Genomic DNA, 13,919 nt, shown 5'->3' on the forward strand with positions numbered 1-13,919 from the left:
GGCAAGATCAGGCCAGGGGCAGCCAGACGGGCTCGGCCTCCAGGCGCGCGCCCGAGCGCGGCAGCGAGACCGTGAACACCGCGCTGCCGCCCTCGCGGGTCATGGTCATCACCCCGCCCATCTGCTGGACCATGCTGTAGCAGTTGGGCAGGCCGAAGCCGCCGTCCTCGTAGGGCAGGTAGAGGCGCTCGGGGTCGATGTCGCGCAGGTTGCGCAGCTCGTAGTCGAAGCTGGCGCACACGGATTCGCCGGTGGCGAAGGTGCGGATGTTCAGCGACCCGCCGCTGGTCAGGGCGCGGGCCGCGTCCTGGAGCATGATGGTGAAGACGCGGTCGAGCAGCCCGGGGTCGGCCATGGCCTCGGGCAGGCCGGGGGCGAACAGGGCCTGCACGGCGATGGCGGCCTCGTCCAGTCCGGGGGTCAGCCGTTCCAGGGCGGCAGCCAGCACTGCGCCCAGGCTCAGGGGCACGCTGTGCACGTCCATGGGGTTCAGGTAGCCCTTGATGCGCTCCAGGAGTTTTTCCAGGCGCTGGGATTCGCGCAGGATGATCTCGGTCTCGGGGAAGTCGGGGGCCTTGGCCGAGAGGCGCCGCGCAAAGCCGCCGATGGACATCAGCGGGTTGCGGATCTCGTGGGCCACCTCTTCGGAGATGGCGCCGATGGTCTTGAGCTTTTCGTCCATGACCCGCGAGTGCTCCAGGTAGATGCGCTCGGAGATGTCCATGAACACGCCGTCCAGGGCGTTGGCGCCGGGCTCGGGGCTGCGGGGCATGGTCTTGAGGATGCCGTGCACGTCGAAGCCCCGGCGGTGGACCATGCGGCACTGCACCGTGAGGGGGTAGTGGCTGGCGAAGGCCTGGGCCAGCACCTTGCGCACCCGGCCCCGGTCCTTCATGCGCACGCGCGAGGACAGCCAGCTGTCGCTGGCGGTGGCCTCCTCGGGCGAGAAGCCGAGCATGGGCTGCACCGCGCGGTTGACGAACTCCAGGCTCAGGTCCTCGCGCAGGCGGAAGATGAGCAGCGGCACGTTCTGGATCAGGGCGGCGTAGCGACGCTCGGCCAGGGCCGCCCGGCGGCGCAGGGCCAGGCGCTCGTGGAAGCGCGACAGGCACAGGCGCAGGGCCTCGGGGGTGTAGGGCTTGACCAGGTAGTCCGACGCGCCCAGTTGCAGGGCGCGGATGACGCGCGCCGAGTCCGCCGCGCCGCTGACGAAGACCAGCTCAATGCCCGGCCACTTCTCGCGCAGGCGCGCGGCCAGGTCCAGCCCGTCCATGTCGGGCATGACCACGTCCACAAAGGCCAGCACGGGCGGGGCGCCCTCGGCCTCGAGGGCGTCGGCCCCGCGCATGTGGGGCTCGGCGGCCAGCCCGGCATCGGCCAGGGCCCCGGCCAGGGCGTGGCAGACCACGGGGTCGTCGTCCACCACCAGGGTGCGCAGGGTGTGGTAATGCTCGTGCCAGTCCACGGGTACTCCGGGAGATCGTGTTCCTGGCTGGTATTGAACACCATGGGCCTGGGAAAGGCAACCCTTTCCCCGGCGCCCCGGGGCGCGCGCGGGGGGTGGATAATCCGCGCCGGGCCGGGTATGCTGGCCCTGGCGGCGCGGGCAGGGCGCGGCGCGAAACAGGGCCGACACCAAGCGAGGTGGAGCATGGGGCAGCGCGTAGGATTCCTGGGCCTGGGCATCATGGGCCGGGCCATGGCCGAGAACGTCTTGAGGGCGGGGTTTCCGCTCACGGTCTACAACCGCACCGCCGACAAGGCGGCCATCCTGGCCGCGCTGGGCGCGCGGGTGGCGGCCACCCCGCGCGAGGTGGCCGAGGCCAGCGACGTGGTGGTGGCCATGCTGAGCGGCCCCGAGGCCGTCTACGCCGTGCTGGCGGGCGAGGACGGCGCGGCGCGCGGCCTGGAGCGGGGCAAGATCTTCGTGAACATGAGCACCATCTCCCCGGCCTACGCCCGCGAGATCGCCGGGGGCCTGAAGCCCCTGGGCGTGCAGTACGTGGACGCGCCGGTGTCGGGCTCCAAGCGCCCGGCGGAGGAAGGCACGCTGGTGGTGCTGGCCGCCGGGGCCGACGCGGCCATCGACGCCGTGGAGCCCGTGCTGCTGGCCATGGGCCGCAAGGTGGTGCGCTGCGGGGCCGTGGGCCAGGGCTCCATGGCCAAGATGGGCGTGAACCTGCTGCTGGGGGCGATGATGGCCGGGCTGGGCGAGGCGCTGGCCTTCACCCGCAAGGGCGGGCTGGACGACGCGGTGCTCATGGACATCGTGGCCTCGGGGCCCCTGGCCTGCCCGCTGTTCGCCATGAAGAGCGAGATGCTGGCCAGCGGGTACTACCCGGCGCAGTTCCCCCTGAAGCACATGGCCAAGGATCTCAAGTTCGTGCTGGATACGGCCTACGACACGGGCGCGGCCACGCCCCTGGGCGCGGCGCTCTCGCAGCTCTACGGCGTGGGCCGGGCCCGGGGCCTGGGCGAGATGGACTTCGCCGCAGTGGCCCGCGTGCTCGAGGAGCTTGGCGGCGGCAAACAGGGCGGCAAGGGCTAGACGCCCCGGCCAGCGGCGCAAAAAAACCGGGCCCCGACGCATGGCGTGGGGGCCCGGTTTTTTGCATGGGCACGCGAGCACGGGCGCGGGGCATCCTGCGCAGGGGCCGCCCCGTGGGCTGCAAGGCGCGGCTGCGGGGCCGGCGCGGGCCCTAGCTGCCCCGGCGCAGGGTGGCCAGGGCGATGCCGCCCACGATGAGCCCGCCGCTGACGGCGTGGACCCAGGTCATGGGCTCGCCCAGCAGCACGGCGGCCTCCAGCCCGCTGAACAGCGGCAGGGTGTAGTAGATGAGCCCTGCGGCGGTGGGCCCGGCCTGCTCCAGGGCCCGGCCCCACAGGAAATAGGCCGCCACCGAGGCCATGACCCCGACGTAGAGCACCGCGCCGACCACCGCCGGGGTCACGGGCGCCCCGCCCGGGGGCAGGCCGTGGGCCTCCCACAGCGCCCAGGGCACGAGCCCTGCGGCGCCCAGGGCGAAGGTCGCGGCCAGCAGGGCGCCCTGGTCCAGCTCCGCCGGGCGGCGGCGCAGCAGCACGCTGTAGATGGAAAACAGCAGCGCCGCCAGGAGCATCAGCGCGTCGCCGGGGTTGAAGCGCAGCTCCAGCAGCCGCGCGGGCTCGCCGCGCGTGACCAGCAGCACCACCCCGCACACGGCCACCCCGGCCCCGGCAAAGGCCCGGGCCGTGACCCGCTCGCCCAGAAACAGGGCCGAGATGGTCATCAGGAACACCGGGGTGGAGGTGGCGATGAGGGCCATGTTCAGGGCCTCGGTGTGCCGCCCGGCGATGTAGATGAGGGTGTTGAAGGTGGACACGCCAAGCAGCGCCGAAACCAGGACGTAGCCCAGGTGGCGGCGCAGGAGCGCCCGCTGGCGCACGGCGGCGGCCAGCCCGAAGGGCAGGATGGCCACCGTGGCCGTGGCCCAGCGCAACAGCGCCAGGCGCACCGGGGGGAAGACCTCGCCCAGCCCGCGCGAGACCACGAAGTTGCCCGACCAGATCACGGTGGCGGCCAGGGCGCACAGGCAGCCGACGAGAAACGCGGAACGGCGCATGGCAAAGGGATCCGGCGGGTTCAGCGGCCGCCGTGGGCGGCCAGGATGCGTTCGATGAGCCCGGTGGTGGCGTAGCCGGGCAGAAGCGGCAGGGACAGCACGCGCCCCCCGGCGGCCTCGACCACCTCGCGGCCCACGATGCGCTCCACGCTCCAGTCCCCGCCCTTGACCAGCACCTCGGGGCGCAGCTCGCGGATGAGTTCCAGGGGCGTGTCCTCGGCAAAGGAGGTCACCAGATCGGTGCAGGCCAGGGCGGCCAGCACGAACATGCGGTCCGCCACGGGGTTCACGGGGCGCGCAGGGCCCTTGAGGCGGCGCACCGAGGCGTCGTCGTTCACGCCGACCACCAGCAGGTCGCCCTGGGCCCGGGCCCGGGCCAGCAGGTCGGCGTGGCCGGGGTGCAGGATGTCGAAGCAGCCGTTGGTGAAGACCACGCGGCGCCCGGGGCGCAGGGCCGCCAGCCGCGCGGCGGCCTCGGCCCGGGGCACGACCTTGGGGCAGGGCGGCAGGGCGGCGGGGCTCACCGGCGCACCTCCAGGCCCGGGCAGGCGCCGAAGAGCACCAGGGTCAGCCAGTCCTGGGCGAACTCCAGGCGCGCGGCCTCGTCGGCCAGCACGGCCTCGGCCCGGCCCGGGGCCATGTCCAGGCGCTCCAGCAGGCCGGTGTCGCGGATGAAATCGGCGAAGGAATCGAGCTGGTACAACGCCAGGGCGGCCATGTTGGCCCGGCGCGGGTCGATGGGCCGCCCGGTGTCCTTGATGCGGGCCATCAGGCGCATGGTGCGGTCGTTGCTGGCGTTGTAGACGGCCAGCTCCTGGTCCGCCAGCCAGGTGGCCGGGGTGAAGGTGCTGTCCTGCCCGAAGCCCTTGCAGTGGCCCTCGCGCACCAGGAAGAAGCGTTCGCGCACGGTGCCGTCCTCGCCCGGGCGCGTGGCCCGGCCCAGGGGGTAGGTGCGGCAGGCCGAGGGGCGGTGGGGATACACCGTGCAGCCCTGCGGGCTGACGAAGGGGCAACTGCGGCGCTTGTCGTCGCGCATGCGCAGGCGCATGAGGGGCAGGCCGGTGTCCGGCGCCAGGGCCACGTGGGCCCGGGTGCGGATGAATTCGGCGCTGGACTCGCCCAGGGCCTGGCGCAGGCGCAGCACGTCAAAGGGCGTGAGCATCAGGTTCAGGTCACCGCAGCAGGCGTTGAAGCAGGGCACCTGCGGGTGGCAGGCGAAGCGGAACTCCTGGTCCGGCGCCAGCTCGGGCAGGCTGTCCAGGAAGCGTTGGGTGGCGTCGTGGTCGCGGGTGGGGGCGTCGTCGCTCATGGGGCGGGGCATCCCACGCGGGGCGGGCAAAGTCAAGCCGGGGACGGGGCGCGGCGGGGCCGGGCGGCGCGGGCGGCGGCGCGGCAAGCCCGGGAAGGCGCAACCGTGCGCACGCTGGCGGGCGCGGGAGCGCGGCCCGGGCGTCTTGCGGGCCGCCCGGGCTTGGGGTAGTGTGCCCGAAATCCACCGTCATCCCGGAGTGTCGCCATGAACCGCTTGCGCGCCCTTGTCCTTTGCAGCCTGGCCCTGGCCGTGCTGGCCGGATGCAGCACCAAATCCAACCTCGTGCCCCTGGAATACCTGGCCGTGGGCCAGGCCGAGGGGCTGTGCGCGCGGCCCGTGGCCGTGGGCACCTTCACCGACCGCCGCCCGGCCGCCGACATCGGGCGCGACCGCAACATCGCCCTGTATCCCGCCGGGATCACCGTCGAGCAGTGGGTGGCCCGGGCCCTGGAAACCGAGCTGGCCGCCCGGGGCTGCGAGGTCAGCCGCGAGGCCGACTCGCCCTTCACCCCCGACCAGGCGCTGCGCGGCGAGATCCTCAAGCTCTCCATCGTGCGTGACGGGTTCGACTACACCACCGAGCTGGAGCTGGTCCTGACCCTGGTGCGCGACGGGCAGACCGCGTTGCGCAAGACCTACCACGGCCGCTGGGAGCGGACCTTCGTCACCCCGTCGGATACGCGCTTCCGCGACCTGCTGCGCCAGGCCCTGCAGGACGTGCTGCGCGATGTGGCCCACGACCTGCGGCCCCTGCTGGGCCAGTAGGGTGCCCCGGCCCCGGGCCCCGCGCCCGGGGCCGTGCCCGCCCCCGGCAAATCCTCTTTTGCACGGCCCGGCAGTGTGCTACGCTGTTGGGGCATGAGCACCCCCCAGTCCCCCTTCCCCGGGCCCTGGCGCACAGGAGCCCTGGTTGTGGCCGCTGTGGCTTTGGCCACGGCGGTGCAGTGGTTCTTCCTGCGCATGCTCACGGGCAACGGCGTCCAGGCGGGCGTGGTGGCCCTGGCCGGGCTGGCCCTGGTGGCCGCGCCCCTGGGCCTGGCCCTGTGGATGGGCCTGCGCCAGCGCCGGGTTTTGCAGGAGGAGATGGAGCGCGGGGCCATGACGCGCAGGCTGCTGCGCCAGAGCCTGGCGCGGCTGGGGGCCGTGTTCGAGGGCTCGGAGATGGTGGCCATGATCCTGGCCGACGGCTCCGGGCCCAGGCCGCGCATCGCGGAGTACAACCCCGGGGCGGAGAAGATGTTCGCCGCCTCGCGCGAGCAGATGCTGGGCCGCCCCCTGGAGGAGCTGTTCGCCGGTGACGGCGTGCGGACCCTGGCCCGCGCCCAGGACGAGCTGGGCCGGGGCCGGGGGCAGGTGGCCGGGGAATACGAGTTGGCCCGCCAGGGGGGCGGGGTGTTCCCGGCGCTGGTGGAGCTGTGCGCCGTGCGCGGCCAGGGCGGGCTGGACGGGCTGCTGCTCACGGCGGTGGACATCACCAAACGCAGGCATTCCGAGGCCGTGACCTACCTGCTCTACCGCATCTCCGACGCCGTGAGCGCCACGCGCGACCTGCACCACCTCTACGAGACCATCCACGGCATCTTCATGGAAACCCTGCGCGCGCGCAATTTCTTCATCGCCCTGCTGGACGAGAAGAACGACCGCCTGGTGTTCCCCTATTTCCGCGACGAGGTGGACGGCTCGTTCTTCGAGATCCGCAACCTGTCCGACCCGGGCACGTCGAGCCTGACCCTGGAGGTCATCCGCACGGGCAAGCCCCTGATGATGACCCGGGCCGAGATGATCGAGCGCCGCCAGCGCACCGGGCTGACCCCGGTGGGCACCTTGTCGCGGGTCTGGCTCGGGGTGCCGCTGGTGGTGCGCGACAAGGTCATCGGGGCCATGGCCGTGCAGGACTACACCGACCCCGCCTATTTCAGCCGCGACGACATCGGCATCCTGGAGGCCGTCTCGCGGCAGGTGGCCCTGGCCATCGAGCGCAAGATGAGCGAGGAGGCCCTGCACGAGGCCGGGCGCGCCGCCGAGGCCGCCTCGCGCAGCAAGTCCGAGTTCCTGGCCAACATGAGCCACGAGATCCGCACGCCGCTCAACGGCATCCTGGGCATGGCCGACCTGACCCTGGACTCGGAGCTGACCACCGAGCAGCGCGCCAACCTCGAAATGCTGCGCGACTCGGGCCGCGCGCTGCTGCGCGTGCTCAACGACATCCTGGACATCTCCAAGATCGAGGCCGGCAAGCTGGAGCTGACCGAGGAGCGCTTCGCGCTGCGCCAGTTCGTGCGCTCGGTGGCCGAGATATTCACCGTGGAGGTGCGCCGCAAGGGTGTGGACCTGCGCTGGACCGTGGCTGACGAGGTGCCCGACCTGCTGCTGGGCGACGGCGGGCGGCTGCGTCAGGTTCTGGTGAACCTGGTGGGCAACGCCGTGAAGTTCACGGACCAGGGGGAGGTGACGGTGGCCGTGACGCGCGAGGCCCTGCTGGCGGGCCCCGGGGCCGACGCCCCCGGCGCGCCGGTGGTGCTGCGCTTTTCCGTGCGCGACACGGGCTGCGGCATCCCGGCGGACAAGCAGGGCGAGATCTTCGAGAGCTTCAGCCAGGTGGACGGCTCCCTGCGCCGCCGCTACCAGGGCACGGGCCTGGGGCTGGCCATCTCGCGCCGTCTGGCGGGCATGATGGGCGGGGGCATCACGGTGCAGTCCGAGCCGGGGCGGGGCTCGTGCTTCGAGTTCACCGCCGTGTGCCGCGTGGCGGCGGGCCAGGCCCAGGCCGCCTGCCCGCAGGGGCCCTGCACCCCGGGCCCGCTGCGCATCCTGGTGGCCGAGGACAACATGGTCAACATGATCTACGCCCGGCGCATCCTGGAGCGCATGGGCCACGAGGTGGTCACGGCCAATTCGGGGCGCGCGGTGCTGGAGGTCATGGCCCGCGAGCGCTTCGACTGCGTGCTCATGGACATCCAGATGCCCGACATGGACGGGCTGGAGGCCACCCGGCGCATCCGCGAGGCCGCTCCGGGCCCCACGCCGCGCACGGTGCCCATCGTGGCCATGACGGCCCACGCCATGCGCGGCGACCGCGAGCGCTTCCTGGCCGCGGGCATGGACGCCTACCTGGCCAAGCCCATCGAGCCCGAGCAACTGGTGCGGACCCTGGCCGACGTCCTGGCCGCAGGGCCGCTGGGGACTTGACACGGCGGCCAATGCCGCTAGGGTTAGGAAAGATGCAGCGGGGGTGTCCGGGCCCTGCGGGAGGCAATCATGGCTGAGATGGATGCAGGCGGCGTGCGGCAGTACCTGAGCTTCGTGCTCGACGACGAACTGTACGCGCTGGACATTGCCAAGGTCCGCGAAGTGCTGGAGTTCCAGAGCGTGACGCGCATCCCGCGCGCGCCGGAGTTCATGCGCGGAGTCATCAACCTGCGCGGCCACGCCGTGCCGGTGGTGGACCTGCGCCTGAAGTTCGGCATGCAGGCCACCCCGCAGACCGTGGACACCTGCGTGATCATCGTCGAGGCGGCCATGGAGGGCGAGGGCGTGATCCTGGGCGCCCTGGCCGACTCGGTGCGCGAGGTCTTCGAGCTGGCCGGGGAGGACATCGCCCCGCCCCCGCGCATGGGCACGGGCGTCCGCTCGGAGTTCATCCACGGCATGTCCAAGCTGGGCGAGCGCTTCATCATGATCCTGGACATCGACCGCGTGTTCTCGGCCCAGGAACTGACCGTGGCCGCCGCGAGCGCCGCGCAGGACGCCCCGTCCGCCCGGCCCGAGGCGGCCCTGGCCGAGGCCTGACCCAGGCCCCGGCTCCATGCGAAAGGCCCCGGCGCAGCGTTGCGCCGGGGCCTTTTGGCGTGCTTGCGCCGGGGCGGGCCTCAGCCCGCGCCCGCCAGCAGCTTCTGGAGCTCCAGGGGCTCGCCGCGCGCGGCGTCGCGGCGCAGGCTGAGCGCGCCCTTGGGGCAGGCGTTGACGCATACTCCGCAGCCCATGCACTGCGCCGGGTCCAGGCGGGTCACGCCGCCTTCGAAGGTCAGGGCCTGGAACTGGCAGCGCTTGGCGCACAGCCCGCACTGCGCGCAGGCTGCGGCGTCCAGCTCGGCCACAAAGCCCGAGGAGCAGAGCATGGGGATGCCGTTGCGCTGGGCCTGCATGGCCCCGCAGCAGCACGAGCAGCAGTTGCAGATGGCGTAGAAGCGCCCCAGCAGGGCTTCCTTGAAGAAGGCGTGGTGCACGTGGCCGCGCCGGTCCTCCTGCTCCAGGATCTCCACGGCCTGCTCGGGGCTGATCAGGCGGCTTTTGCCCGGGTGGTGTTCCAGCACGAAGCTGGCGAAGGGCTCGCCCACCACGAGGCACACGTCCAGGGGCAGGCAGGGGGTCTCGTGCGCGCTGCGGCAGGGGCATTCCAGGGCCACGATGCGCCCGGGGCTTTGCAACACCAGGTCGCGGGCCCGCTTGTAGGGGATGACCTTCTCCAGGTCGCGGATCTCGATGTCGCGGCGCACGGTGACCAGCCGCCGGGCCTCGTCCAGGGGCAGGGCCTTGCCGTGGTAGCTGTCGGCCCAGGTCACGCGGTCCGGGTCGGCGTGGGCGTCGGGCCGGGTGGGGTACAGGCGCGTGGCCAGGGCGGCCAGGGGGGCCAGGAGCCTGGCCATGGGGTGCGTGCCCAGGCCCAGGCCGATGTACAGGTAGGGCCAGCGCAGGTAGACGTAGCCGTGCAGCCGCTCCAGCAGCGGGTAGCCCGGGATGCGGGCCGCCTCCTTGAGCAGGCGCAGGGTGGAGGGCTTGAACAGGGGCATGGCGGGTTTCCGGGGCTTTGGGGGCTGGGGCGAGAACCAGATTTCCATGCGCAGGCCGCGCGCGTCGCGGGGCGGCTTGCCCTGGGGCAGGCCGCCGCGTCCAGCAGGTCGTGGGCTGCGGCGGCCACAGGGCCGCAGCGTAGCCCCTTGCGCGCCCAGGCGCAACCCTCGGCGCACAGCACGGCCCGGCGCACCTCCAGGCCCGGGGCGCCGTGCCTGGAGGGCAGGGTGTGCCCGGTGAGCCGGGCCAGGGCGACCTCGACCACGCGTTCCGGCCCCACGTCCCCGGGGGGTGTTCGCGGGCGGCAAAAGCATGTATGTTCAAGGGCAGGCCAGACCCGGGGCAACCGGGGCGGCCGAAGGGAGCCTGCATGCGTCTGGCCGTTCTTGCCGACATCCACGGCAACAGCCTCGCCCTGGCCGCCGTGCTGGAGCACGCCGCACGCCAGGGGGTGGACCGCTTCGTGAACCTGGGCGATATCCACTATGGCCCGCTGGACCCGGCGGGCACCGCCGCGCTGCTGGCCCGCCAGCCCATGGCCAGCGTCGCGGGCAACCAGGACCGCCTGCTGCTCACGCCGCCCCCCGGGCCGGGCCCGACCCTGGCCCGCGTGCTGGCGGCCCTGCCCGCCGGGGAGCTGGCGCGCCTGGCCGCGCTGCCCCGGATCATGACCCTGGAAGGCGGGGTGCTGCTGTGCCACGGCACGCCCGGCGACGACACGCGCTACCTGCTGGACGACGTGGCCTCGGGGCTGCCCGTGCCGCGTCCGGCCCGCGACGTGGAGGCCGACCTCGCGGGGTGGGACTGCCCGCTGGTGCTGTGCGCGCACTCGCACCTGCCGCGCGTGCTGGACACGGGCCGCCGCCTGGTGGTCAACCCCGGCAGCGTGGGCCTGCCCGCCTACGCCGATGACCAGCCGCCCCACGCCATGAGCTGCGGCACGCCCCACGCACGCTACGCCGTGGTGGAGCGCGCCGGGGCCCTCTGGCGCGCGCAGGTGTTCGAGGTCGGGTACGACTGGCACGCCGCCGCCGCCCTGGCCGCTGCCAATGGCCGCGACGATTGGGCGCACTGCCTGGCCACGGGCCGGGCCCGCTGACCGCTACCGGCGGCCCGCCGCCGCCGCAAGGAGACCGCCATGTCCCGCTCCCCCCGCCAGCCCGCCCAGGACGAGACCCCGGACCGCGCCGCGCGCGCCCGGGCCATGATCGAGCTGCTGGCCCGGCGCCAGGAGGCCGCCGCCCGGGCCGTGGTGCCCTGGTTTTTCGAGCAGATGCCCGAGTACTATTTCCTTACCCACGGCGAGGAGGAGCAGGCCGCGCATCTGCGCGCGCTGGTCTCGGGCCAGGTGCTGACCCAGGGCCAGGTGGTGACCCTGGAAAGCCCCTGCGGCACGCGGCGCACCGTGCTCTCCCCGGGGGGCGGCATGGAGCACCTGGCCGCCGCCGTGGCCGGGGCCGCCCCGCGCGGCATCCTCGGCGCGCGGCTGCTTCAGACCCGCGACGGGCGCCTGCGCCTGGATTCCTTCGTCACCGCGCCCGCCCGGCGGGTGGCCCCCGATGCCCCGGCCCTGGCCCGGGCCGTGGCCCAGGCCAGGGCCGTGGGCGGGCTGCCCGCGCGCCAGGCCGGGGCGCTGCGCGAATTCCTGGCCACGGGCACCGACGACTGCGTGGAAAAGTTCGAGCCCGCGCGCGCCCTGCGCCATTTCGCCCTCTGGCGGCGCATCCGGGCCTGCGAGGGCGTGGACGTGACCCTGGAGCCGGGGGTCTACCCCGGGCAGTCGCGGATCACGGTGGCCATGATGGAGCCGCCCGCGCGCGGGGCCTTGCTGGCCATCGTGCGCATCCTGGCCCGGGCCGGAGCCGAGGTGTCGCGGGCCTACGCCGACGTGTACGACACCCCGAGCCGGGCCCTGTGCGTGGTCAGCCTCTACCTGCCCGAGGCCGACCCGGCCCTGGCCCCGGAGCGCTGGGCTGGCCTGAGCGCCGCGCTGCGCACGGTGAAATGGCAGGCGCCGGACCAGCCCCTGGACGCCCTGGTGGCGGCCCACGGCTTCACCCTGGCCGAGGCGGCCCTGCTCCAGGCCGGGGCGGCCTTCGCCCACCAGTTCCTGCACGGGCTGGACCCCTACGCCTACACCACGGCCAACGTCGCCGCGGCGGTGCTTGGCCAGCCCCGGGCGGCCCGGGCGCTGCTGGACTATTTCGCGGCCCGCCTCGACCCGGCGGTCCGGGGCCGGGCCGGACGCCAGCGCGAGGCCCTGCGCACCCTGCGCGAGGCGCGCGCGGCCATCGCCCCCGGCGCCTCGGGCGTGCCCGGGCGGGTCTTCCAGGTCCTGGAAACCTTCGTCACCCACACCCTGCGCACCAACTACTACCTGGCGGACCGTTTCGGCCTGGGCTTCCGGCTGGACCCGGCGGTGCTGGCGCACCTGCCCGGGCGCCCGCCCCACGCGGGCCGGACGGGGGGTCGGGCCGGGGCCGACGAGCCGCCCTACGGCATCTTCTTCTTCCACGGCGCGCACCACCAGGCCTTCCACGTGCGCTACCGCGAGATGGCCCGGGGCGGGGTGCGCCTGGTGCCCACGGCCAGCCCGGGGCAGTTCGAGCTGGAGGCGGGCCGCCAGTTCGCCGAGGTCACGGCCCTGGCCCAGAGCCAGCAGAGCAAGAACAAGGACATCCCCGAGGGCGGGGCCAAGGCCGTGGTGCTCCTCGGGCCCCTGGCCGACCGCGACCTGGCCGTGAAGTCCGTGGTGGACGCCCTGCTGGACGTGACCCTGGCCGACAAGGGCCGCCACAGCCTGCGCGGGGTGGTGGACCACCTGGGCCGCGACGAGGTCATCTACCTCGGGCCCGACGAGAACATCACCCCCGGGCATATCGAGTGGATCGTGGCCCGGGCCCGGGCCCGGGGCCACCGCTGGCCCTCGGCGCTCATGAGCTCCAAGCCGCGCACGGGCATCAGCCACAAGCGCTACGGCGTGACCTCCCTGGGCGTGGTGGTCTTCGCCCAGGAGATGCTGAAGCTGCTGGGCATCGACCCGCACACCCAGCCGTTCTCGGTGAAGTTTACCGGCGGCACGCGCGGGGACGTGGCCTCCAACGCCATGCGTATCCTCATCCGCGACTACGGGCCCCGGGTGCGTATCGTTTCAGCCTCCGACGGTCACGGCGCGCTCTACGACCCCCACGGCCTGGACCACGGCGAACTGCTGCGCCTGGCCGACGCGGGCCTGGGGGTCGCCGAGTTCGACCCCGGGCTGCTGCGTGGGCCCGGGGCCGTGTGCGTGCGCGCCACCGACCCGGACGGCGCGCGCCTGCGCGACACGCTGCACAACACCGCCGAGGCCGACCTGTTCATCCCCGCCGGGGGCCGCCCCGACACCATCAACGAGGACAACTGGCGCGATTTCCTGCTGCCCGACGGCCGCCCCTCGGCCCGGGCCGTGGTGGAGGGGGCGAACCTGTTCCTCTCCCCGGGGGCGCGCGACCGGCTCCAGGAAAGCGGGGTGCTGGTGGTCCACGGCGCCAGCGCCAACAAATGCGGGGTCATCAGCTCGTCCTACGAGGTGCTGGCCGGGCTGGCCCTGTCCGACGAGGAGTTCCTGGAGATCAAGGACATCTATGTGGCCCAGGTGCTGGACATCCTGCGCCGCCGGGCGGGCGACGAGGCGCGGCTTCTGGTGCGCGAATACCGCGCGGCGGGCGGGGCCCGGCCCCTGACGGCGCTGACGGTGGAGCTTTCGCGCGAGATCAATGCCCTCGCCGACGCCCTGGACGCGGCCCTCAAGGCCAGCCTGGGCGACGCGCGGGCCCTGCGCGACGACCCGGCGCTGTACGCCCTGCTGCTGGACTACTGCCCGCCGGTGCTCGTGGAGCGCTACGAGGAGCGGCTGACCGGGCGGGTGCCCCTGGCCCACGTGACGGCCCTGGTGGCGGCCCATGCGGCGGCCCGGGCCGTGTACACCGAGGGCATCGGCTGGATGCGCGCCCTGGCCGGGCGCTGCGAACCCCTGGAGGCCATGCGCGCCTACCTGGCCCAGGGGCAGCGGCTGGCCGGGTTCCTGGACGGGCTGGCGGCCAGCGCCCTGCCGCAGGCCGAGGCCGTGGCGCGCATCCTGCGGGCCACGGGCCGCAAGTACCTCACCGAGCGGGAGCTGGGCGTGGGCGGCGACTGACGCCCCCGGCCGCCCCTGGCGGCGGCGCGCGCCGCGT

11 protein-coding genes are annotated in these 13,919 nt (G+C 73.6%); 6 read left to right on the forward strand and 5 right to left on the reverse strand.

What is annotated here, in order from left to right; genetic code table 11:
• Window positions 1–7: 7 nt before the first annotated feature.
• Entirely contained in the window at window positions 8–1,465 is a 1,458-nt protein-coding gene (locus G495_RS22125) for a response regulator (protein WP_051445468.1), read from the reverse strand.
• A 120-nt stretch (window positions 1,466–1,585) separates the two neighbouring features.
• Here G495_RS22125 and G495_RS22130 point away from each other — a divergent pair, with 120 nt between their 5' ends.
• Complete coding sequence (locus G495_RS22130) at window positions 1,586–2,548, forward strand: NAD(P)-dependent oxidoreductase (protein ID WP_169734406.1); 963 nt, start codon at window positions 1,586–1,588, stop codon at window positions 2,546–2,548.
• Window positions 2,549–2,699: 151 nt separating this feature from the next.
• Here the strand turns inward: G495_RS22130 and G495_RS0115735 are convergent, their stop codons facing one another.
• From G495_RS0115735 to G495_RS0115745, 3 genes are read right to left on the reverse strand one after another with little or no spacing between them, the layout of a single operon-like run.
• The gene (locus tag G495_RS0115735; protein WP_028588536.1) at window positions 2,700–3,602 is read right to left on the reverse strand and encodes a DMT family transporter; all 903 of its coding nucleotides are present in this window, start codon (window positions 3,600–3,602) and stop codon (window positions 2,700–2,702) included.
• A gap of 20 nt (window positions 3,603–3,622) precedes the next feature.
• Window positions 3,623–4,126, reverse strand: coding sequence for a D-glycero-beta-D-manno-heptose 1-phosphate adenylyltransferase (gene rfaE2, locus G495_RS0115740; protein ID WP_084458378.1), 504 nt, complete (start codon window positions 4,124–4,126; stop codon window positions 3,623–3,625).
• Window positions 4,123–4,911, reverse strand: a complete 789-nt coding sequence (locus G495_RS0115745) for a YkgJ family cysteine cluster protein (protein ID WP_028588538.1) — start codon at window positions 4,909–4,911, stop codon at window positions 4,123–4,125. The genes rfaE2 and G495_RS0115745 overlap by 4 nt, the downstream gene beginning before the upstream one ends.
• A gap of 207 nt (window positions 4,912–5,118) precedes the next feature.
• On the opposite strand from G495_RS0115745, the gene G495_RS20675 reads away from it, so the two are divergent.
• The 3 genes from G495_RS20675 (at window position 5,119) to G495_RS0115765 (ending at window position 8,703) form a co-directional block, all read left to right on the forward strand.
• Window positions 5,119–5,679 (forward strand): YajG family lipoprotein, encoded by a 561-nt coding sequence (locus G495_RS20675; protein WP_051445469.1) that lies wholly within the window; start codon window positions 5,119–5,121, stop codon window positions 5,677–5,679.
• 93 nt (window positions 5,680–5,772) lie between these two features.
• Window positions 5,773–8,103, forward strand: coding sequence for a response regulator (locus G495_RS20680; RefSeq protein WP_084458380.1), 2,331 nt, complete (start codon window positions 5,773–5,775; stop codon window positions 8,101–8,103).
• A gap of 69 nt (window positions 8,104–8,172) precedes the next feature.
• Window positions 8,173–8,703: a chemotaxis protein CheW gene (locus G495_RS0115765; RefSeq protein WP_028588539.1), complete on the forward strand. Its 531-nt coding sequence runs from the start codon at window positions 8,173–8,175 to the stop codon at window positions 8,701–8,703.
• Window positions 8,704–8,783: 80 nt separating this feature from the next.
• Here G495_RS0115765 and G495_RS0115770 read toward each other — a convergent pair whose 3' ends face one another.
• Window positions 8,784–9,704, reverse strand: a complete 921-nt coding sequence (locus G495_RS0115770; protein WP_028588540.1) for an ATP-binding protein — start codon at window positions 9,702–9,704, stop codon at window positions 8,784–8,786.
• A 371-nt stretch (window positions 9,705–10,075) separates the two neighbouring features.
• Here G495_RS0115770 and G495_RS0115775 point away from each other — a divergent pair, with 371 nt between their 5' ends.
• Complete coding sequence (locus tag G495_RS0115775) at window positions 10,076–10,804, forward strand: metallophosphoesterase family protein (protein ID WP_028588541.1); 729 nt, start codon at window positions 10,076–10,078, stop codon at window positions 10,802–10,804.
• A 39-nt stretch (window positions 10,805–10,843) separates the two neighbouring features.
• The gene (locus G495_RS0115780) at window positions 10,844–13,882 is read left to right on the forward strand and encodes an NAD-glutamate dehydrogenase domain-containing protein (protein ID WP_051445471.1); all 3,039 of its coding nucleotides are present in this window, start codon (window positions 10,844–10,846) and stop codon (window positions 13,880–13,882) included.
• The last annotated feature ends 37 nt before the right edge of the window (window positions 13,883–13,919 follow it).

Source organism: Desulfocurvus vexinensis DSM 17965 (assembly GCF_000519125.1).
Classification (GTDB): Bacteria; Desulfobacterota; Desulfovibrionia; order Desulfovibrionales; family Desulfovibrionaceae; genus Desulfocurvus; species Desulfocurvus vexinensis.